General features: G+C 72.1%; 18 protein-coding genes and 1 pseudogene. 10 read left to right on the forward strand and 9 right to left on the reverse strand.

The annotated features are described in order from the left end of the window. Window positions 1-21: 21 nt before the first annotated feature. Entirely contained in the window at window positions 22-1,371 is a 1,350-nt protein-coding gene (locus EIZ62_RS15685) for a recombinase family protein (RefSeq protein ID WP_156693290.1), read from the reverse strand. A gap of 34 nt (window positions 1,372-1,405) precedes the next feature. On the opposite strand from EIZ62_RS15685, the pseudogene EIZ62_RS15690 reads away from it, so the two are divergent. Next, window positions 1,406-1,828: pseudogene (locus tag EIZ62_RS15690) on the forward strand (universal stress protein); the annotation flags it as partial. Between the two features lie 81 nt (window positions 1,829-1,909). On the opposite strand, the gene EIZ62_RS15695 reads toward EIZ62_RS15690, so the two are convergent. After that, a complete protein-coding gene (locus tag EIZ62_RS15695; RefSeq protein ID WP_156693292.1) occupies window positions 1,910-2,536 on the reverse strand; it encodes an NADPH-dependent F420 reductase in 627 nt (208 codons plus the stop codon). A gap of 85 nt (window positions 2,537-2,621) precedes the next feature. On the opposite strand from EIZ62_RS15695, the gene EIZ62_RS15700 reads away from it, so the two are divergent. Together EIZ62_RS15700 and EIZ62_RS15705 are read left to right on the forward strand one after the other, a co-directional pair. Then, window positions 2,622-3,023 (forward strand): winged helix-turn-helix transcriptional regulator, encoded by a 402-nt coding sequence (locus EIZ62_RS15700; protein ID WP_244375728.1) that lies wholly within the window; start codon window positions 2,622-2,624, stop codon window positions 3,021-3,023. Between the two features lie 52 nt (window positions 3,024-3,075). After that, on the forward strand, window positions 3,076-3,561 hold the full coding sequence (locus tag EIZ62_RS15705; RefSeq protein WP_156693293.1) for an LURP-one-related/scramblase family protein: 486 nt from the start codon (window positions 3,076-3,078) through the stop codon (window positions 3,559-3,561). A 52-nt stretch (window positions 3,562-3,613) separates the two neighbouring features. On the opposite strand, the gene EIZ62_RS15710 is transcribed toward EIZ62_RS15705, so the two are convergent. After that, window positions 3,614-4,414 (reverse strand): carbon-nitrogen family hydrolase, encoded by an 801-nt coding sequence (locus tag EIZ62_RS15710; RefSeq protein WP_156693294.1) that lies wholly within the window; start codon window positions 4,412-4,414, stop codon window positions 3,614-3,616. Between the two features lie 168 nt (window positions 4,415-4,582). On the opposite strand from EIZ62_RS15710, the gene EIZ62_RS15715 reads away from it, so the two are divergent. Next, a complete protein-coding gene (locus EIZ62_RS15715) occupies window positions 4,583-5,407 on the forward strand; it encodes a maleylpyruvate isomerase family mycothiol-dependent enzyme (RefSeq protein WP_156693295.1) in 825 nt (274 codons plus the stop codon). 56 nt (window positions 5,408-5,463) lie between these two features. On the opposite strand, the gene EIZ62_RS15720 is transcribed toward EIZ62_RS15715, so the two are convergent. Both EIZ62_RS15720 and EIZ62_RS15725 read right to left on the reverse strand, forming a co-directional pair. After that, window positions 5,464-6,780, reverse strand: a complete 1,317-nt coding sequence (locus EIZ62_RS15720) for an MFS transporter (RefSeq protein WP_156693296.1) — start codon at window positions 6,778-6,780, stop codon at window positions 5,464-5,466. Continuing rightward, window positions 6,777-7,418, reverse strand: coding sequence for a GntR family transcriptional regulator (locus EIZ62_RS15725; protein ID WP_156693297.1), 642 nt, complete (start codon window positions 7,416-7,418; stop codon window positions 6,777-6,779). Before EIZ62_RS15725 ends, EIZ62_RS15720 begins: the two co-directional genes overlap by 4 nt. Before the next feature lie 257 nt (window positions 7,419-7,675). Between EIZ62_RS15725 and EIZ62_RS15730 the strand changes: the two genes are divergently transcribed. Further along, a complete protein-coding gene (locus EIZ62_RS15730) occupies window positions 7,676-8,611 on the forward strand; it encodes a D-alanyl-D-alanine carboxypeptidase family protein (RefSeq protein ID WP_244376211.1) in 936 nt (311 codons plus the stop codon). Window positions 8,612-8,748: 137 nt separating this feature from the next. Here EIZ62_RS15730 and EIZ62_RS15735 read toward each other — a convergent pair whose 3' ends face one another. From EIZ62_RS15735 to pdhA, 3 genes are read right to left on the reverse strand one after another with little or no spacing between them, the layout of a single operon-like run. After that, on the reverse strand, window positions 8,749-10,194 hold the full coding sequence (locus tag EIZ62_RS15735; protein WP_156696426.1) for a dihydrolipoamide acetyltransferase family protein: 1,446 nt from the start codon (window positions 10,192-10,194) through the stop codon (window positions 8,749-8,751). A 29-nt stretch (window positions 10,195-10,223) separates the two neighbouring features. Beyond that, window positions 10,224-11,204, reverse strand: a complete 981-nt coding sequence (locus EIZ62_RS15740; RefSeq protein ID WP_156693298.1) for an alpha-ketoacid dehydrogenase subunit beta — start codon at window positions 11,202-11,204, stop codon at window positions 10,224-10,226. A gap of 2 nt (window positions 11,205-11,206) precedes the next feature. Then, entirely contained in the window at window positions 11,207-12,376 is a 1,170-nt protein-coding gene (gene pdhA, locus EIZ62_RS15745) for a pyruvate dehydrogenase (acetyl-transferring) E1 component subunit alpha (RefSeq protein WP_156693299.1), read from the reverse strand. A 360-nt stretch (window positions 12,377-12,736) separates the two neighbouring features. Here pdhA and EIZ62_RS15750 point away from each other — a divergent pair, with 360 nt between their 5' ends. Together EIZ62_RS15750 and EIZ62_RS15755 are read left to right on the forward strand one after the other, a co-directional pair. Next, the gene (locus EIZ62_RS15750) at window positions 12,737-13,396 is read left to right on the forward strand and encodes a response regulator (protein WP_156693300.1); all 660 of its coding nucleotides are present in this window, start codon (window positions 12,737-12,739) and stop codon (window positions 13,394-13,396) included. Between the two features lie 68 nt (window positions 13,397-13,464). Beyond that, window positions 13,465-14,478, forward strand: a complete 1,014-nt coding sequence (locus tag EIZ62_RS15755; RefSeq protein ID WP_156693301.1) for a phosphotransferase — start codon at window positions 13,465-13,467, stop codon at window positions 14,476-14,478. A gap of 26 nt (window positions 14,479-14,504) precedes the next feature. On the opposite strand, the gene EIZ62_RS15760 is transcribed toward EIZ62_RS15755, so the two are convergent. Next, window positions 14,505-16,133, reverse strand: coding sequence for a protein kinase domain-containing protein (locus EIZ62_RS15760; protein ID WP_156693302.1), 1,629 nt, complete (start codon window positions 16,131-16,133; stop codon window positions 14,505-14,507). 354 nt (window positions 16,134-16,487) lie between these two features. On the opposite strand from EIZ62_RS15760, the gene EIZ62_RS15765 reads away from it, so the two are divergent. From EIZ62_RS15765 to EIZ62_RS15775, 3 genes are all read left to right on the forward strand, one after another. Then, window positions 16,488-18,107 (forward strand): protein kinase domain-containing protein, encoded by a 1,620-nt coding sequence (locus tag EIZ62_RS15765; protein WP_156693303.1) that lies wholly within the window; start codon window positions 16,488-16,490, stop codon window positions 18,105-18,107. A 303-nt stretch (window positions 18,108-18,410) separates the two neighbouring features. Then, on the forward strand, window positions 18,411-19,073 hold the full coding sequence (locus EIZ62_RS15770; protein ID WP_156693304.1) for a hypothetical protein: 663 nt from the start codon (window positions 18,411-18,413) through the stop codon (window positions 19,071-19,073). A 96-nt stretch (window positions 19,074-19,169) separates the two neighbouring features. Continuing rightward, on the forward strand, window positions 19,170-19,817 hold the full coding sequence (locus EIZ62_RS15775; protein ID WP_156693305.1) for a PadR family transcriptional regulator: 648 nt from the start codon (window positions 19,170-19,172) through the stop codon (window positions 19,815-19,817). Window positions 19,818-19,856: the final 39 nt, after the last annotated feature.

Here is a 19,856-nt window from a genome sequence, read left to right on the forward strand (position 1 = left end):
GGAGGTAGTGGACTTCGACCGTCATTCCGTCACTTCGTCACCCGCCGACTCCGCCCCAGCACCGTCTCTCGTCGCCCAGACGATCCGGCAGCGCTCGTCACCGTCGAACCTCACGCCCACCCTGCCTCGCCGGACTTCCACTCGATCGATTGCGAGGCCAAGGCGTCCACGTCTTCCGGCCGCATCATCGGCTTCCCAAGCTTCACGAAGCAGACCCGCATCCAGGAGAGGAGAGATGTCCACGGAAGGAGTCGGCATCCGCAGTAGATCTGCGCGCAGCCCCTCGATCCGGTTACGAAGTCGTCCTGCGAGCCGGTTGTACCGGTCGATCGCGTCTGCGCCGGTGAACTCGCCGCGGACGTACCTGGCCTCCTCCAGGTCCGCCAGGCGGGCCCCCTCGTCCGCGATCTCCGCCTCGATCGCGTCCCTCTTCGCGAAGACCTCCGGGTCCTCCCTCTGCACCCAGCGGTCGGCGATCACGGCGAGCAGCGGGTCCCGGGGCTCCAGGGATGGCAGGCGGGAGAGAAACGCCCGGGTCACGTAGTCGTCGATGCTCTCCACCCGAGCCGATACGCCGGAGCATCCTCGCCCCATCCGGTGGCTGGAGCACTGGTACGACGTGCCGGCCTTGCTCATCCGGGCCCCGCAGAGCCCACAACGCGCTATCCCGGTGAGCAGAGACTTCCCCTGCTTGTGACCGTGCCGCTTCCCCGCCAGGGGGAACGTGCGCGCTTCGAGCTGGCGGAGGATGAGTTCGCGCTCCCCGAGCGTGATGATGCCCTCGCCGATGCTCACGGTCTCCAGCGTCTCCGGGTCCCGGTAGGGGGAGACCCGGTCCATGTACTTCCGCGTCCCGTCCGGCTGCTCCTCATACTCGGTCTGCGGCATGAGACCGGCGAAGGCCGGTGAGCGGAGGAGTTGCATGACGCTGGACGAGTTCCACTCGCCTCCACGAGCGGACTCCACCCCGTGCTCGTTCAGCAGCCGGGCGATGTGGACGAGGGCCTTCCCGGACAGCGCCTCGTCGGCGATCAGGCGAGCGTAGACGGCGGTCTCGGGGTCGTGGACGAGCTTCTTCGCCTCCGGGTCCACCAGCAGCCCGTAAGGCGGCTGGCCGCCGATCCACTGGCCCCGCTGGCGTAGGTACTGCTTGGCGTTGCCGACGCGCATCCCAAGGTTGCGCGACTCGTTGCGCGCCAGTTCCGCCAGCATCGCGATGGTGACCCGGGCGCTGTCGTTCCTCGTGTCGAGGCCGTCCATGACGGAGACCAGCCGTCCGCCGACCCGCCCTATGTCGTCCAGCGCCTTGCCGACCTCGCCGATGCCCTTGCGGGACAGGCGGTCGAGCTTCCAGACGATCAGAACGCCCACGTTCTTGTAGCCGGAACGTCCACGGTCGATGTGGGTGGTCCGCGAGGGCCCGGCCGGCGGCGGACCGATCGCGCTGGCCGTCGACGGTTCCCCCGCCGGGGAGAAGGCGATCGAGTTCGCCTTCGCCGAGGCGGCGCTCCACGGGGGCGAGATCCTCGCCGTGCACGCGTGGCGCCCGGATTACGCGCCGCCCGGTGCGAGCCCGGAGAGCGCGGAGCGTCTGCTGGCACAGGCACTCGCCGGCCGGGCCGAGAGGTATCCCGACGTCCGGGTCAGACACGAGGTGCTGAGCGGCGAACCGCGTGAGGCACTGATCGAGACCAGCAGGACGACCCGGCTCATGGTCGTCGGATCCCGGGGACGCGGCGGCTTCACCGGGCTGCTCCTGGGGTCGGTCAGCCAGGCCCTGCTGCACCACGGGCACTGCTCGGTCACCGTCGTGGGCGGCAAGGCGTGACCGGACCCGCGGCGGGCTGAGGCGAGCGTCGGTCTCGCTGCCGAAACCTCCACGTCGAATCGGCCGGCCCGCCCTGGCCGGTCAACCCTGTGCGTGCTCCACGCGCGGCAGCACCGTGCGCGGGTCACCGCCCGCGAACCACACCCCGATCGCGAACGCCGCGGTGGCCTCCACGTAACCGGCCCGGTCCAGGCCGCCCGCGTCCAGCGGGATGGCGCCCACGTCCGTCACCAGCGCGCGTACCACGTCCAGGGCACCGGCGTCGTCCCCGCACAGCGGCACCGCCAGGCCGCCGGGGCAGTTGGCCCACACCTCGGCGGCGCACACGTTGAACGCCTTGACCACGTGCGCGCCCGGCACGGCGGCGGCGATCCGGCGAGCCGCGGAGGGGCCGCCGTCGGTGGTGAGCATCAGCCCGCCCGGGCCCGCCGCGACCGGGTTCGAGCAGTCGATCACGGCCCGCCCCGCGAGCGCGCCGGCCAGTGGCGCGACCACGTCGAGCGTCGCGGTGTGGAGAAGCGCGGCGAGCACCGCGTCCCCGTGTGCGGCGGCCTCGGCGAACGTGCCCGCGCGGGCCCCGATCCGGGCGGCGGCGGCCGTCACCCTGTCCGCGTCGCGCGCCGCGACCACGATGTCGTGCCCGGCCCGTGCCCAGCCCGCTCCGAGGGCCTCGGCCATGGCTCCCGCACCCAAGATTCCGATCCGCATCTCGATCCCCCTTGATTGACCTGCCGGTTCGTTCGCACGAATCTAGGCCGGGCGACGGGAACCATTCGGTTCCCATCGGGGGCCCATGATCGGTGGAGTGATGGGGAGCGACGGCGATTACGGCGATTACGGCGAGTACCTGGCGGACTGTCCGGCGCGGGTGGGCTTCGACCTGTTGAGCCACCGGTGGAACAGCGTGGTCGTGTTCGCCCTCGCGGACGGCCCGGTGCGTCCCGGTCGGTTGCGCACGGTCATCGGCGGCATCAGCGCCAAGGTGCTCAACGAGACGCTGCGCCGACTGGAGTACGACGGGCTGGTCGCACGGCGGGCCCATGCGGAGGCGCCCCCGCGCGTCGAGTACGAGCTGACCGACCTGGGCCGCAGCTTCCTGGTCCCGATCCGCGCGCTGGGCACGTGGTCGGCGGAACACGGCCATCGCGTCCTGGAGGCCCAGGACCGCGCCGACGAGGCGTCGGCCACGGCGTAGCCATCCGGGTGCCGCGAGGGGGCTGTACGGCCCGGGCGGGTAGGCATCCGGCATGAAATACCTGGTGCGCGACAAGATCTTCGCGATCGGTGACGACTACTGGATCGAGGACGAGAACGGCCGGCAGGCGTTCCTCGTCGACGGCAAGGCGCTGCGGCTGCGCGACACCCTGGAGCTGAAGGACCCGGCGGGGCGGGTGCTGGTGACGCTGCGGGCGAAGGTGCTGAGCCTGCGCGGGGCGATGACCGTGGAGCGGGACGGGGAGGTGCTCGCCACGGTCAGCCGCAAGCGGCTGTCGCTGCTGCGCAACCACTACCGCGTGGCCCTGGCCGAGGGGCCGGACCTCGATGTGAGCGGGCGGATCCTCGACCGCGAGTTCGGCATCGAGCGGGACGGGAAGGCGCTGGCCCGGGTGTCCCGCAAGTGGTTCCGGGTGCGGGACACGTACGCGGTCGACGTCGTCGACGAGGGCGTGGCCGACACGGCACTGCTGATCGCGGTGACGGTGTGCGTGATCCGGATGGCGGAGAAGGACTGACCCGGGCGGGCTCCGCGCGGGCGGGCCCTGCGTCCGCCGGCGGGTGATCCGATCAGGCCCCGCCCGGGCGGGGGAGGCCCAGGAGGCGGTCCTTGAGGGCGGGGAACCGGTCGCGGGTGGTGGCGACGAGGGCCGGGTCGAGTTCGACCGTGAGGGTCTCCTCCGCGTCGCCCGCCTCCGCGAGGACCTCGCCCCAGGGGTCGACGACGATGCTGTGCCCGGCCTGGGGGACGCCCGCGTGGGTGCCCGCGGTGCCGCAGGCGAGGACGTACGCCTGGTTCTCGACCGCGCGGGCGCGGGCCAGCAGCGTCCAGTGTTCGCGGCGGCGCGCGGGCCAGCCGGCGGGGACGGCGAAGGCGAGGGCGCCGGCGTCGACCAGGCCGCGGAACAGCTCGGGGAAGCGGAGGTCGTAGCAGGTGGCGACGCCGAGGGGCAGGCCCGGCACGGGGACGGTCACGAGGGTGTCGCCCGCGCCCATCATCACGGCCTCGCCCTGGTCGAAGCCGAAGCGGTGGATCTTGCGGTACGAGGAGACGAGGTCGCCGGACGGGGAGAAGACGAGGGAGGTGTTGTAGAGGGAGCCGTCGGGCGCGCGTTCCACGATGGACCCGGCGTGCAGCCACACGGCCGCGGCGGCGGCCGCCTTCGCCATCGCCTCGTGCGTCGGGCCGGCCAGCGGCTCGGCCTCGGCCTCGAACGACTCGTACGCGAACGCCCCCACCGGCCACAGTTCCGGGAGGACCACCAGCTCGGCGACCCCACGCTGTTCGGCCACCAGGGAACTGACGCGGTCCCGGCGGGTGTTCGGCGTTTCGTCCGGGTCTACTGCGATCTGGAGCAACGAGGCGCGCACGCTACCACCGTCCTGGCATTCGAGCCGTCAACACGGGCCCTACGATCGTCACACGAAAGCACTGCCGGGGTGCCTGCGTCCAGCGTACTGTTTCTCCCCGGGGGCCACCCCCGGACCCCCGGCAGCTGCCACAGCTTCAGCCCGCGTACGAACCGCCCGAGGGGTCACGTGACCGTCCATCCCAGCCTCCAGCCCTACGCCGACGCCTGGACCCACTCCATCGAAGCGATATCCGAGCTGGTGCAGCCACTGGTCGAGGGTGAGTGGAATCGAGCCACTCCCTGCCCCGGCTGGTCGGTGCGCGACATCGTGTCGCACATCATCGGTATGGAGTGCGAGATGCTGGGCGACCCGCGGCCGATCCACTCGCTGCCGCGCGATCTCTACCACGTGCGCAGTGACTTCGCGCGCTACATGGAGATGCAGGTCGACGTGCGCCGGCACCACACCGGGCCGGAGATGACCGCGGAGCTCGAGTACACGCTCATCCGCCGCGCCCGCCAGCTGCGCAACGAGAACCGCTCCCCCGACACCCTGATCCGCGCCCCTCTCGGCGCCGAGCAGTCCCTCGAACTGGCCTACCGGATGCGGGCCTTCGACGTCTGGTGCCACGAGCAGGACCTCCGTACGGCGCTGGGCCGGCCGGGCAACCTGGACTCCCCGGGCGCGTACGTCGCCCGCGACAACCTCCTGACCGTCCTGCCGAGGGTCGTCGCCAAGGACGCGGGCGCGCCGCCGAACACGGCGGTCGTCTTCGACGTGCACGGCCCCGTGGAGTTCCTCCGGACGGTGCGGGTGGACGCGGAGGGCCGTGGCTCCATCGACGGGGCGCCGTCGCTGGGACCGGCGGCTACCATCGCGATGGACTGGGAGACGTACGTGCGCCTCGCCTGCGGGCGGGTGCGGCCCGCGGCCGTCGCCGGCCAGGTCAAGGTGGAGGGCGACGCGGAGCTGGCGGCCGCGATCCTCGGCGCCTTCGCGGTCACCCCGTAGGGCGCCGGCCACCCGTAGAGGCGCCGGCCACCCGTAGGGCTCGCGGGGAGCCGCCGCTACGCGACCGGGACGTGGACGGTCTCCACGCGGCTGGCGACCAGCCGGTCGCGTTCGCGGCGGGCCGTGCGCGCCCGCAGGCGCATGATCTGCGCGAGGCCGAGGGCCTGGAGGACGAAGACGGCGCTCAAGGCGATCCGGTAGTCGTCGCCGGTGGCGTCCAGCAGGACGCCGACGGCGAGCAGCGTGGTCATGGAGGCGGTGAAGCCGCCCATGTTGACGATGCCGGACGCCGTGCCCTGCCGTTCCGGCGGGTTCGCCGGCCGGGCGAAGTCGAAGCCGATCATCGACGCGGGTCCGCAGGCGCCGAGGACGACGCACAGGGTGACCAGGAGCCACATGGGGGCGTGGGCGCCCGGGTACAGCAGGGTGGCCGCCCATGCGGCGGCGGTCGCCGCGACCGTACCGACCGCGAGCGGTGTGCGTGCCCCGTGGTGGCGGGCGATCAGCTGGCCGTACGTCATGCCGAAGACCATGTTCGACAGCACCGTCAGCGTCAGCAGGTCGCCGGCCGTCCCCCGGGGCAGGCCCTGCGCCTCGACGAGGAACGGCAGCCCCCACAGCAGCAGGAACACCATCGCCGGGAACTGGGTGGTGAAGTGGACCCACATGCCGAGCCGGGTGCCGGGCTCGCGCCACGACAGGGCGATCTGGCGGCGGACGTACGCGGCGCCCGCGTGGGGCGCGGGTTCCGGTTCGTGGCCCTCTGGATGGTCCTTCAGGAACAGCAGGAGCAGGACGAGGACGATCACTCCGGCGAGGGAGCTGCCGGCGAACGTCGCCGTCCAGCCCAGCCCGTCGAGCGTCCGGGCGATCACGATCGTCGAGACGAGGTTGCCGGCGACCCCGAAGAGCGCGGCGACCTGGGCGATCAGGGGGCCGCGCCGGGCGGGGAACCAGCGGGTGCCCAGCCGCAGCACGGAGATGAACGTCATCGCGTCGCCGCAGCCGAGGAGGGCGCGGGACGCGAGGGCCATGCCGTAGGAGGGGGAGAGCGCGAAGCCGAGCTGGCCGACGGTGAAGAGGACCACGCCGAGGGTGAGGACCTTCTTGGTGCCGAGCCGGTCGACCATCAGGCCGACGGGTATCTGCATGCCGGCGTAGACGAGGAGCTGGAGTATGGAGAACGTCGACAGGGCGGAGGCGTTGACGCCGAAGCGGTCGGCGGCGTCGAGCCCGGCGACGCCCAGGGACGTTCGGAAGATGACGGCGACCAGGTAGACGCAGACGCCGACGCCCCAGACGAGGGCGGCGCGGCGGCCGCCGGGCGGATCGGCCGGCGTGGCTGCGGCGGCCGCGGAGTCGCCGCCGCTCACCGGTCCTCCCCCCGGACCAGGACCTTGACGCGGCTGACGTGGCGGTGCACGCAGCGGGCGGCGCCCTCGGTGTCGCCGGCGCGCAGGGCGTCGAGGATCTGGGCGTGCTCGGCGATGTTCTTGGCGACGCGGTCGGGGTGGGCCTCCATCACGGCGACGCCCATGCGCAGTTGCCGGTCGCGCATCTGGTCGTAGAGGCGGGAGAGGATCTCGTTGCCGGCGTGGCGGACGATCTCGGCGTGGAAGGAGCGGTCGGTGACGGCGACGGCCGCGAGGTCGCCGGCGTCGGCGTGGAGCCGCTGCTCGTCCAGCAGTTCCGCCAGCCGCTCCAGGAGCCGCGCGGGGGCGGGGACCGCCTTGCGTACGGCGAACTCCTCGACCAGGAGGCGGGTTTCGACGACGTCGGCGATCTCCTGCGCGGAGACGGCGAGGACCAGGGCGCCCTTCTTGGGGTAGAGCTTGAGCAGCCCTTCCATCTCCAGTTTCAGCAGCGCTTCGCGCACCGGCGTGCGGGAGACCCCGACGGCCTCGGCGAGTTCCCCTTCGGTGAGGAGCGTCCCGCCCTGGTAGCGGCGGTCGAGGACGGCTTGCTTGACGTGGGTGTAGACGCGGTGGGCGGCGGGCGGGGCGGCAGGCATGCACACAGCATAGATACAAGAGGGGTGCAACATACAGTCCGGGGGCGGGCCGGCACGGCCGAGCCCGTGCGCCAGACCGCCTGTGACTCGCGTCACATGGCACGCGTCAGGTGCTTCGTACATCCTTCCGGCGCGTTCGTGGGTCTTCTCTACGGCACCGGCTTGCCGGTCCGCCAGGTTGTTGGGGCGTTCCCCGGCGTACTCGAGGGAACCGGGTGCGCGGGTACGCGGGACTCGAACTCGGAGCGTTTCTTTTGATATCGACGAACACGGCCGTGCGCCGCGCCGCCACGGTCGCCCTCGCGGGCGGTCTGCTGCTGACCGCCTCCCCCCTCGCCGCACCGGCTGCGGCCGCCGCGCCGCCCATCCCGTCCATCAGCGCCAAGGGCGGCTTCATGGTGGACCAGGCCGACGGCAAGGCCATCTACGGCAAGGCGAACACCACGCGCCGCCAGATGGCCAGCACGACCAAGGTCACCACGGCGATCGTGGTGCTCACCACGCCCGGCGTGGACCTCAACCGCAAGGTGACCATCAAGCAGGAGTACCGCGACTACGTCGTCAGGACCGGCGCGAGCACCGCCGACCTGAAGACCGGTGACAAGGTGACCGTCCGGCAGCTGCTGTCCGCGCTGATGCTGCCCTCCGGCTGCGACGCCGCGTACGCGCTCGCCGACACCTTCGGCACCGGCACGACCAGCGCCGCCCGCACCAAGTCGTTCATCGGGAAGATGAACGCCAAGGCCAAGCAGCTGGGCCTGGTCAACACGAAGTTCGACTCGTTCGACGGGATCTCGACGACCGGGAACAACTACACGACCCCGCCCGAGCTGGCGAAGATGGCCCGCCACGCGTTCAGCAGCGCCGCGTTCCGCGACGTCGTCAAGGCGACCTCGTACAAGACCACGGCGACCACCAGCAGCGGCGGTACGCGCACGTACACCTGGTACAACACCAACAAGCTGCTCGGCTCCTACAGCGGCGCCGTCGGCATCAAGACCGGCACCGGCACGTCCGCCGGGCCGTGCCTGGTCTTCGCGGCGACCCGCGGCACCAAGACCTACGTGGGCGTCGTGCTGAACGCCCCCGACCGCTTCAACGACGCGGCCAAGCTGCTGGACTTCGGCTTCGGGTCCACCACGGCCCGGACCATGGAGCTGCGTTCGCTCCCGGCGGGCGCCCAGCGCGACTGACCAGGATCCCCGCACAGGGAAGGGCCCGGACGCGCCGTCGCGTCCGGGCCCTCGTCCTTGCCCCGGGGCTGCCGGGGGCCGAGCCGTCAGGCCGTCAGGCCATCAGGCCCTCAGGCCGTCAGGCGCTCGGGCCGGGATCAGCCCCAGGTGATCAGCCGCTTGGGCTGCTCCAGGATCGCGGCGATGTCCGCGAGCACCTTGGAGCCCAGCTCCCCGTCGACCAGCCGGTGGTCGAACGAGAGCGCCAGCGTGGTCACCTGACGGGGCTTCACCTTGCCCTTGTGCACCCACGGCTGGAGCTTGATCGCCCCGACCGCGAGGATCGCGGACTCGCCCGGGTTGATGATCGGCGTACCGGTGTCGACGCCGAAGACGCCGACGTTGGTGATGGTCACCGTGCCGCCCTGCATGGCCGCGGGGGTGGTCTTCCCCTCGCGGGCGGTGGACACCAGTTCACCGAGCGACGCGGCCAGTTCGGGCAGCGTCTTGTCGTGCGCGTCCTTGATGTTCGGCACGATCAGGCCGCGCGGTGTGGCGGCGGCGATGCCCAGGTTGACGTAGTGCTTGAGCACGATCTCCTGGGCGGCCTCGTCCCAGGAGGCGTTGATCTCCGGGTTGCGCCTGATCGCGACGAGCAGCGCCTTGGCGACGAGCAGCAGCGGGTTCACCCGCAGCCCGGCCATGTCCTTGCCGGCCTTGAGCTCCTCGACGAGCTTCATCGTGCGGGTGACGTCGACCGTGACGAACTCGGTGACGTGCGGCGCGGTGAAGGCGGACCCGACCATCGCCTGGGCGGTGGCCTTGCGGACGCCCTTGACCGGGACGCGCGTCTCGCGGGCGGCCGCCGGCTGTGCCTGCGGCTGGGCCTGCGGGACCTCGACGGCCTGCGGCTGTACGGGTACGGCCGCGGGCGCGGCGACCGAGGCGGCGGCCACGGACACCGCGGCGTGCACGTCGTCGCGGGTGATGATCCCGTCCGGTCCGGTCGGGGTCACCGTCGCCAGGTCGACGCCCAGGTCCTTGGCCAGCTTCCGCACGGGCGGCTTGGCGAGGGGGCGGGAGCCGGGGGCGGCGGGGGCCGCCGGGGCGGGAGCGGCCTGCGCGGTGCCCGCGTGGCCGTTCAGCTCGCCCTGGACGGCGGCCTGCGCGGCGGCGGCCGGGACGGCCGGGGCCGTGGCGCCCTTGCGCGGGCGGCGCTTGGTGGACGTCTCGGCCACGCCGTAGCCGACCAGGACGGGCTGGCGGCCGGCCGGCGCGGCGTCCTCGGCGGCGGCCGACCCGGCGGCGTCCTTGGCGGCCGGCTCCGCGGCCGCGGGCTGGGCGGTCTGCGGCTGGGCGGCGCCCGGCTCGCCGGGGGCGTCACCGCCGACGTTCACCGAGATGATCACCTCGCCGACGTCGACCGTCGTGCCCTCGGGGAAGCGCAGCTCGTGCACGATCCCGTCGTACGGGCTCGGCAGTTCGACGGCCGCCTTCGCCGTCTCGACCTCGCAGACGACCTGGCCGTCGCTGACGGTGTCGCCGGGCTGGACGTACCACTTGAGGATCTCGGCCTCGGTGAGGCCCTCGCCCACGTCCGGCATCTTGAAATCGCGGATCACAGTGGGTCTCCTCAGTACGCGAGCGAGCGGTCGACGGCGTCGAGCACCCGGTCGAGGCCCGGCAGGTACTCCTCTTCCAGCCGTGCCGGCGGATACGGCGCGTGGTAGCCGCCGACCCGCAGGACCGGCGCCTCCAGGTGGTAGAAGCACCGCTCGGTGATGCGGGCGGCGATCTCGGCACCGGAGCCGTAGAAGACCGGCGCCTCGTGGACGACAACCAGGCGGCGGGTCTTCTCCACCGACGCCTGGATGGCGTCGAAGTCGATCGGGGACATCGACCGCAGGTCGAGGACCTCCACCGACCGGCCCTCCTCCGCGGCGACCGCGGCGGCCTCCAGGCAGACCTTCACCATGGGCCCGTAGGCCGCGAGGGTCAGGTCCGTGCCCTCGCGCGCGGTGCGTGCCTTGTGCAGCTCGCCCGGGATGGCCTCGGTGTCGACCTCGCCCTTGTCCCAGTAGCGCCGCTTCGGCTCGAAGAAGATCACCGGGTCGTCGCTCTGGATGGCCTGCTGGAGCATCCAGTAGGCGTCCGAGGAGTTCGAGGGCGAGACCACCTTGAGGCCCGCGACGTGCGCGAACAGCGCCTCGGGCGACTCGCTGTGGTGCTCGACCGCGCCAATGCCGCCGCCGTACGGGATGCGGATGACGACCGGCAGCTTGATCTTGCCGAGTGCGCGGGCGTGCATCTTGGCGAGCTGCGTGACGATCTGGTCGTACGCGGGGAAGACGAAGCCGTCGAACTGGATCTCGACGACCGGGCGGTAGCCGCGCAGGGCGAGCCCGATGGCGGTGCCGACGATGCCGGACTCGGCGAGCGGGGTGTCGATGACCCGCTCCTCGCCGAAGTCCTTCTGGAGCCCGTCGGTCACGCGGAACACGCCGCCGAGCTTGCCGACGTCCTCGCCCATGACGAGGACCTTCGGGTCGGTCTCCAGGGCGGTGCGCAGCGACTCGTTGAGCGCCTTGGCGAGGGGGAGCTTCTGGACGGCCATGATTACTTGCCCTCCCCGTCCGCGTCGGCGAACGATGCCTGGTACGCGGCGAACTGCGCGCGCTCCTCGTCGACGAGCGCGTGCCCGTCGGCGTAGACGTGATCGAACATCGCCATGTCGTCGGGGTCGGGCATGGCGCGGACGGCCTCGCGGACGCGCTTGCCGAGCGTCTCCGACTCCGTCTCCAGCTCCTCGAAGTAGGCGGCGTCCGCGAGCCCCTCCTTCTCCAGGTAGGTGCGCAGGCGCAGGATCGGGTCCTTGGCCTCCCACGCGGCCCGCTCGTCGTCGAGGCGGTAGCGGGTGGGGTCGTCGGAGGTGGTGTGGGCGCCCATGCGGTAGGTGAACGCCTCGACGAGCGTCGGGCCCTCGCCGCGGCGGGCGCGCTCCAGGGCGGAGCGGGTCACGGCCAGGCAGGCGAGGACGTCGTTGCCGTCGACGCGGACGCCGGGGAAGCCGAAGCCCTGCGCGCGCTGGTAGAGCGGGACGCGGGTCTGCTTCTCGGTCGGCTCGCTGATCGCCCACTGATTGTTCTGGCAGAAGAACACGACCGGGGCGTTGTAGACGGCGGAGAAGGTGAACGATTCGGCGACGTCGCCCTGGCTGGACGCGCCGTCGCCGAAGTAGGCGATCACGGCGCTGTCGGAGCCGTCCTTGGCGACGCCCATGGCGTAGCCGGTGGCGTGCAGGGTCTGCGAGCCGATGACGATCGTGTACAGGTGGAAGTTGTTGCTGGTGGGGTCCCAGCCGCCGTGGTTCACGCCACGGAACATGCCGAGCAGGTTGGTCGGGTCGACCCCGCGGCACCAGGCGACGCCGTGTTCGCGGTAGGTCGGGAACACGTAGTCGTCGTCGCGCAGGGCCCGGCCTGAGCCGATCTGGGCGGCCTCCTGGCCGAGGAGCGAGGCCCACAGGCCCAGCTCTCCCTGGCGCTGGAGGGACGTCGCCTCGGCGTCGAAGCGGCGGGTCAGCACCATGTCGCGGTACAGGCCGCGCAGCTCCTCGGGGCTGAGGTCGATGTCGTACTCCGGGTGCTGGACGCGCTCACCCTCGGGGTTCAGCAGCTGTACGAGCTGGGGCTCGGCGCTCCGGGCGCCGGTTGCCTTGGTTGCGCTCGCGCTGGTGCGCTTACTGCTGCGACGCGGCTTGCGCGCGGCAGTGCCTTCCACGGTCACGTGCGTGCTCCTCCGTCTGTCCGGCCCCCGGGGTCCGCCGGGTGGGCTGGGGTTCTCCCTTGCTCCGATGCGGAGCGCGGGAGAGCGGCTCGCCTGTCTCCGTACGTGTGCACGGGGTGGGTGCCCTCGACCGGGAACAGGCGTGACAGGTGCCCCGGCGAGCCCCCTGTCATAGGCACGTTACCCAGTGCACCGCATTACTGCGAAACCCCCTTTGACCTGCGTTTTTGCTTGGATTTCCAAGTAAATCGCAAAGGGGTGGACAAATGACTGGTCAGAGCCTTGTGGGACGCCGGAACAGGGGGCACGTTATCCCGCGGACCCCGGGCACGGGAAGAGTGAGTATGTGAGACTGATTCCGTGCGCGAAAGAGGAAAAATCACTGTTTTCCTGCTGGACGATCATGAAGTCGTGCGGCGCGGTGTTCACGAAATGCTCTCCGTCGAGGGTGACATCGAGGTGGTCGGAGAGGCCGGTACGGCGGCAGATGCCCTGGTCAGGATTCCGGCGACCCGTCCGGACGTGGCCGTGCTCGACGTGCGCCTCCCCGACGGCAGCGGTGTGGAGGTGTGCCGCGAGGTCCGGGCCATGGACGAGTCCATCAAGTGCCTGATGCTCACCTCGTACGCGGACGACGAAGCCCTTTTCGACGCGATCATGGCCGGTGCCTCCGGTTATGTCCTGAAGGCGATCCGCGGCAGCGAACTCCTCTCGGCGGTACGGGACGTGGCGGCCGGCCGGTCCCTGCTCGACCCGGTGGCCACCGCTCGTGTCCTGGAGCGGCTGCGCGACGGCAACGGCCCGAAGGGCGACGACCGGCTGGCCGCGCTGACCGAGCAGGAGCGCCGGATCCTCGACCTGATCGGGGAGGGGCTGACCAACCGCGCGATCGGTGAGCGGCTCCACCTCGCCGAGAAGACGATCAAGAACTATGTGTCCAGCCTGCTGTCCAAGCTGGGCATGGAACGCCGCTCCCAGGCGGCCGCGTACGTCGCCCGGATGCAGGCGGAGCGGCACTGATCGGGCACCCGCCCAGGGGCTTCCCGGAGCGACGTGATCACCACGCTCCGTGACCTAACATATGGTGAGTGCCGCGCTCATCTGCAACCACCGCCCCACCCGTGAGGGCGCTCCTGCGCCGCTACGACGATCCGGGCGAGCCCCTCTCCTGCGTTCCCGTCACCCAGGGCCTCCTCAACCGCGGCTACCGTCTCGCCACCACCCACGGCGCGTACTTCCTCAAACAGCACCTGGACGCCCCCACCGCCGACCGGGCCACCATCGTCCGCCAGCACCGCGCCACCCAGCGCCTGCACGCCCTCGGCGTCCCCGTGGCCCCGCCGCTGCCCGACGCGGAGGGCGACACCGTCGCGGAGATCGACGGCCGCTGCTACGCCCTGCACCCCTGGGTCGAGGGAAGCCACCGGGGCGGCGCCCAGCTGACGGCGACCGGCTCGCGGCGGCTGGGCGCGCTGCTCGGACTCGTCCACACCTGCCTGGAGCAGGTCATGGAACCGCACGGCGACCACCAGCACCGCAGCGCCGACCCGGAGGACACGTTCCGGGTCATCGACCGGCTGCTGCGCCTGGCGCGGGCCCGCCGGCCGCGGGACGCCTTCGACGAGCTGGCCGAGCACCGGCTGGTGGAGCGGCGCAGGCTGCTCGCCGACCACGCGCACCGCCGCCCGCCGCCGGCGTCCGCGGCCGGCTGGGTGCACGGGGACTTCCACCCGCTGAACCTGCTCTACCGGGGCGCGGAGCCCGCCGCGATCATCGACTGGGACCGGCTGGGCGTGCAGCCGCGCGCGGAGGAGGCCGTCCGCGCGGCCGCGATCTTCTTCGTACAGCCGGCCGGCCGTCTGGAGCTCGAGAAGGTACGCGCGTACGCGCGCGCGTACCGGCGGGCGGCCGGGGCGGACCCGGCCGAGCTGGCTGCGGCGGTGCACCGCGTGTGGTGGGAGCGGCTGAACGACTTCTGGATACTGCGCTGGCGCTACCAGCTGCACGACAGCAGGGCCGACCCGCAGTTCCCCGCGGTGTCGGCCCTGGTGGTGTGGTGGACCCGGGAGTACGAGGCGGTGTGCGACGCCTTCGCCGGATGACCGTCCGGGCCCCGGGGCGGCGTCGCTCAGGCGCCGCCGGTGCCCGTGGTGGTCGCGCCCTGGTCGGTGGCGCCGGTCGCACCGCCCGGGTCCGTACCGCCGTCCGTGGTCCCGCCGTCGGTCGTCCCGCCGTCCGTGGTCCCGCCGTCGGTGGTGCCACCGTCCGTGGTGCCACCGTCCGTCGTGCCGCCGTCCGTGGTCCCGCCCTGGTCGGTGCCCTCGGTGGTGCCGGGGGTGGACGGCGTGCCGCCGGTGGGCGGGGGCGGGTTGTTGCTCTCGGGCTGCGACGGATAGTCGGGGTTCTGGTTGCCCCAGTTGCCGTTGTTGCCGCCGTTGCCGCCACCCGTGGAATCGCCCGGGTCCTCGGTCTTCTCGTCCGTCTTCTCGTCGGACGGCGAGGGGCTGGTGGTGTCACCGGGCTTGGAGGGCGCGGTGGAGCTGGGCGGCTTCTGCTTGTTGTCGTCCGACGGCTTCTTCGTCTGGTCGAGGGCGTACGCCACACCCGCCACGATCGCGATCAGCGCGAGCGCCGCGAACAGCATCATCTTGCCGCGGCCGCTCTTGCGGCCCTGGCCGCCGTCGTACGCGTAGGCGCCGTCCTCGGGGTTGGGCGGCGGCAGGAGCGGGCCCTGCGAGGTGTCGCCGTGCGTCGGGTGGCCCATCGCGGTGGTCGCCGTGACGCCGCCGGCCGGGGTGCGGCCGCCCTCGTACATCTCGACGGGGCCGGTGTTCCAGGTCCCGGAGTGGCTGCCCTGCTGCTGGAGCATCTGGAGCCCGTACTGGACCAGGCCGCGCATCTCCTCGGCGCTCTGGAACCGGTCGTCCGGGTCCTTGGCGAGGGCGCGCATGGCCAGGCCGTCGAGCTCCGGCGGGGCGACGTCGGAGACCTCCGACGGCGGGACCGGGATGTCCTGGACGTGCTGGTAGACCACCGACAGCGGCGTCTCACCGGTGAAGGGCGGGCGCAGCGCGAGCAGCTCGTACAGCAGGCAGCCGGTGGCGTACAGGTCGGAGCGGTGGTCGACCGCCTTGCCGAGGGCCTGCTCCGGCGAGAGGTACTGCGGGGTGCCCATGACCATGCCGGTCTGGGTCATCGTCGACTGCGCGCCGTGCAGGGCGCGCGCGATGCCGAAGTCCATCACCTTGACGGCGCCGCTGTGCGTGATGATCACGTTCGCGGGCTTGATGTCACGGTGCACGATGCCGTGCTGGTGCGAGTAGGCGAGGGCCTCCAGCACACCGGAGACGATGATCAGCGCCTGCTCGGGCGGCGGCGCCTCGGCGTTGATCAGCAGGTCGCGGATGGTGCGGCCCTCGACCAGCTCCATCACGATGTACGGCACGGACTGGCCGTTCACCACGTCCTCGCCGGAGTCGTACACGGCGACGATGGCGTGGTGGTTCAGGCCGGCGACCGACTGTGCCTCGCGGGTGAAGCGGGCCTTCGACACCGGGTCCTCGGCGAGGTCCGCGCGCAGCAGCTTCACGGCCACGGTGCGGCCCAGCCGTACGTCCTCCGCCGCGAACACCTCGGCCATGCCGCCGCGGCCGAGACGATGGGTCAGCCGGTACCGGCCGTCTCCGACGAGTCCGCCGACGCCCCACTCGGCGGACTCCGGCGCTCCGCCGCCGCCTGCCCCGGATTCGGATGCCATCAGTCCTCGCCGTCGTTTCTGTCCGCTTGCTCTGCGCGCTGCGGTGTGCCGCCGTGTCTTAAGGGGTACTACGTCACGTCACGCTACAGCCTTCAGCCGCCGCGCCGATTCGAGATTGACCGGCCATCCAACCGTTTCCCCGTACACCTGTGCAAATCTCCCACCGGTTCCATGGCGGTCCGGTACGGGTCCGGTAACACTTCCGAGACGCTTCCCGTGCGTACGGTCACGGAACGGGCACCCGGCTTGACGTGTCAGTGCCCTCGGGCAGACTTGGCCCGTAAAAACCGGATCACCGCGAGATACCGCGGCCACCGCGGCCACGACGGACGCGCGCGCACGGGGGAGCAAGACATGAGCCAGGACGGCGCACAGGGCCGCTATGCGGGCGGCTCGGTGGCGGGCGGCCGGTACCAGCTTCGCGACCTGCTCGGCGAGGGCGGCATGGCGTCCGTGTACCTGGCGTACGACAGTGCGCTGGACCGGCAGGTCGCCATCAAGACGCTGCACACCGAGCTGGGCCGCGAGCAGTCGTTCCGCGAGCGCTTCCGCCGCGAGGCGCAGGCCGTCGCCAAGCTCCAGCACACCAACATCGTGTCGGTGTTCGACACCGGCGAGGACGACCTCGGCGGCTCGCTGATGCCGTACATCGTCATGGAGTACGTGGAGGGCCAGCCCCTCGGGTCGGTGCTCCAGGCGGACATCCGGCAGCACGGCGCGATGCCCGCCGACAAGGCCCTCAAGGTGACGGCGGACGTGCTCGCCGCGCTGGAGACCAGCCACGAGATGGGCCTGGTCCACCGGGACATCAAGCCGGGCAACGTGATGATGACCAAGCGCGGCGTCGTCAAGGTCATGGACTTCGGCATCGCCCGCGCCATGCAGTCGGGCGTCACCTCCATGACGCAGACCGGCATGGTCGTCGGCACCCCGCAGTACCTGTCCCCCGAGCAGGCGCTGGGCCGGGGCGTGGACGCCCGCTCCGACCTGTACTCGGTCGGCATCATGCTGTTCCAGCTGCTGACCGGGCGGATCCCGTTCGACGCGGACTCGCCGCTGGCCATCGCGTACGCGCACGTGCAGGAGGAGCCGGTCGCGCCGTCCTCCATCAACCGTTCGATCACCCCGGCGATGGACGCGCTGGTGGCGCGCGCGCTGAAGAAGAACCCGAACGAGCGCTTCCCGAGCGCCGCCGCCATGCGGGACGAGTGCCTGCGCCTGCTGTCGGCCGGTCAGGGCCAGACGGGCGCGCCGGTCATCGTGCAGGGCGCGCCGCACGCGAACAGCGGCTCGGGGGTGGGCTCGGCGGTGTTCCCGCCGGTCGACCACTCGACCCCGGCGCCGGGCCCGCAGGGCGTCCAGACGCCGTACCAGCCGTACGGCACGCCGGCGCCCACTCCTTCTTACGGGTACCCGCAGCAGCCCCAGCCGCAGCCGCAGGCTCCCGCGTACCAGACCCCCGCGCCGCCGCCGTACACGATCTCCCCGCAGCCGACGCAGCCGACGAGCGGTGGTGGTGGCGGCAAGAGCAACATGCCGGTGATCGTCGGTGCGATCGCGGTCGCCCTGCTCGCGATCGGCGGCCTCGTCGCGGCCATCGCCCTGAACGGTGACGACGAGGACCCGGGCGCGCAGGGAAGCGGCGGCGGCGCGAGCCAGTCGGCCGAGGAGCCCGCGGCCGGACACAAGCCGCCGGAGCGGAACCGGACGATCGAGACGACGAAGTGCACCGACGCCTCGGAGGACAGCGACGACCCGTCGAAGGTGCAGGCGCCGAGCTTCACCTACAAGGACGTCATCTCGGTCAAGAGCTGCCTCCAGGCGGCCGGCTGGAAGTTCAACATCAAGGAAGTGGACGACCCCCAGTTCGCCGAGGACCAGGTGATCTCCCAGTTCCCGACCGAGGGGACGGCCGTGGTGCCCGGCAACCAGACGTTCGAGCTGACCATCGCGACGGGTGACCCGGGTCAGTGACCCCGGTTGACGGGGGCGCCGGTCGGGGGCTGCGGGTCGGGGGCTGACCTCCGGGGCCGCCGGTCCGCTGGCTGCCGGTCGGGGGGTGCCCTTCTTGGCGTGCCGGTCCGCTGGCTGCCCTCCGGGGCTCCCGCGCGGTGACGTCGGGGCCGTCGGGCCGGGCGGGTTCCCGGGGGCGTAACCCCTGTGGGTGGCTGTGGGGCCGCCCCGGGATGCCGGGGCGTCGGCACCGTGTGACGCTGAGCGCGGATGGGAGCCCTCAGTGCGGGCTCCTGGCAGCTCGGCACGGGAGGGGGTCACCCGGTGGCTCCAGGACTCGACTCACGATGTGCGACGGCGGTCGCCGTCCTGATGCTGGCCGCCTCCTCGCTGTGCGGCGTCCCCGCCGCGCACGCGGAGGAGACCGAGCCCGCGGCGGACGCGGGCGTGGGCGTCCTACGGCCCGGTGCCGCCGAGTCCGGCGCACCGTCCGCCGCGCCGCCCTCCGTGTCCCCCTCCGCCTCCCGCCCGGGCGCCCGTCCCGGTGACGGTTCCGGGGCGGGGCCGGGGGCCGGTGCCGGGGCCGTGCTGGGCCCCACGCGGCACGCCGTGTCGCCGTCGCTGGCCGGGCGGCCCGCCGGGGAGGGGCGGCAGCGGCCCGGGCGGCCCGTGTCTCCGTCCGCGACGCCCTCGGACGGGACGTCGCCGGGTTCGCCGTCCGGCTCCGCCACCGCCTCCCGTACCAAAACGGCAACAGCGCCGAAGCCGCCGTGGCACGAGGAGCAGGAGTCCGAAGCGGTACCCGAGTCGGAGTCCCCCGCGGTGGCCGACCCGCCGCACTCGCCGCCCGCCGCCGCGTACGAGCCCACCGCGACGACCGCCGACACCCTCGCTGACCGGCAGATTCCCGTACTCACCCTGGGCGTGGGGCTGGCCATGATGGGGCTCGGGCTCGGTTTCCTGGGGCTGCGGATCAGGCGCCGCTGACCGCTCGGTGATCTTGCGTGTCCTCCCTGAGGGGGACGTTCCGGGTCCCCCTCAGGACGCTTGTCGGCTCCGGCATACTCGGTATACATACTGAGTATGTCCATCCGTCACGGGCTTCTCGCCCTCCTCGAACACGGCCCTCGCTACGGCTCCCAGCTCCGCTCGGAGTTCGAGTCGCGCACCGGCTCGACCTGGCCGCTGAACGTCGGTCAGGTCTACACGACGCTCAGCCGTCTGGAGCGTGACGGCCTCATCGAGCAGGGCGGTGCGGACGAGGCCGGCCACGCGCTGTACGCGATCACCGACGCCGGCCGCCAGGAGCTGAGGGTCTGGTTCGCGCAGCCGGTCGACCGCACCAGCCCCGCCCGTGACGAACTGGCCATCAAGCTCGCCATGGCGGTCGGCGCGCCCGGGGTCGACATCCGGAACGTGATCCAGTCGCAGCGGCGCCACACCATCAAGGCCATGCAGGACTACACCCGGCTCAAGGCGCAGGCCATCACCGCGCTGGAGAGCGGGGCGACACAGGAACGGGACGACGTGGCGTGGCTGCTCGTCCTGGAACAGCTGATCTTCCAGACGGAGGCGGAGGCGCGGTGGCTGGACCACTGCGAGGCACGCCTGATCCGGCTCTCCGCCACCGCGCCCCAGGGCGCCGCACCGGCGGCTCCGGCAACCGCCGGCCAGGCCGGACCCCCGCACGTGTCCGAGCCGAGCGGGGCGGTGTCCCGGCCGGGGACCTGACCGGCCCCGTCCGCTTCCGCCGCCACACCGATTCCCGCA

Origin of the sequence: Streptomyces ficellus (genome assembly GCF_009739905.1) — a bacterium.
Classification (GTDB): domain Bacteria; phylum Actinomycetota; class Actinomycetes; order Streptomycetales; family Streptomycetaceae; genus Streptomyces; species Streptomyces ficellus_A.

What these genes read in the sequence shown, in the direction of transcription:
- EIZ62_RS15695 (WP_156693292.1), bottom strand. Translation starts at nt 2,536, where the DNA reads ATGCGGATCGGAATCTTGGGTGCGGGAGCCATGGCCGAGGCCCTCGGA.
- EIZ62_RS15700 (WP_244375728.1), top strand. Translation starts at nt 2,622, where the DNA reads ATGATCGGTGGAGTGATGGGGAGCGACGGCGATTACGGCGATTACGGC.
- EIZ62_RS15705 (WP_156693293.1), top strand. Translation starts at nt 3,076, where the DNA reads ATGAAATACCTGGTGCGCGACAAGATCTTCGCGATCGGTGACGACTAC.
- EIZ62_RS15725 (WP_156693297.1), bottom strand. Translation starts at nt 7,418, where the DNA reads ATGCCTGCCGCCCCGCCCGCCGCCCACCGCGTCTACACCCACGTCAAG.
- EIZ62_RS15735 (WP_156696426.1), bottom strand. Translation starts at nt 10,194, where the DNA reads ATGCCGGACGTGGGCGAGGGCCTCACCGAGGCCGAGATCCTCAAGTGG.
- EIZ62_RS15740 (WP_156693298.1), bottom strand. Translation starts at nt 11,204, where the DNA reads ATGGCCGTCCAGAAGCTCCCCCTCGCCAAGGCGCTCAACGAGTCGCTG.
- EIZ62_RS15760 (WP_156693302.1), bottom strand. Translation starts at nt 16,133, where the DNA reads ATGGCATCCGAATCCGGGGCAGGCGGCGGCGGAGCGCCGGAGTCCGCC.
- EIZ62_RS15765 (WP_156693303.1), top strand. Translation starts at nt 16,488, where the DNA reads ATGAGCCAGGACGGCGCACAGGGCCGCTATGCGGGCGGCTCGGTGGCG.
- EIZ62_RS15775 (WP_156693305.1), top strand. Translation starts at nt 19,170, where the DNA reads ATGTCCATCCGTCACGGGCTTCTCGCCCTCCTCGAACACGGCCCTCGC.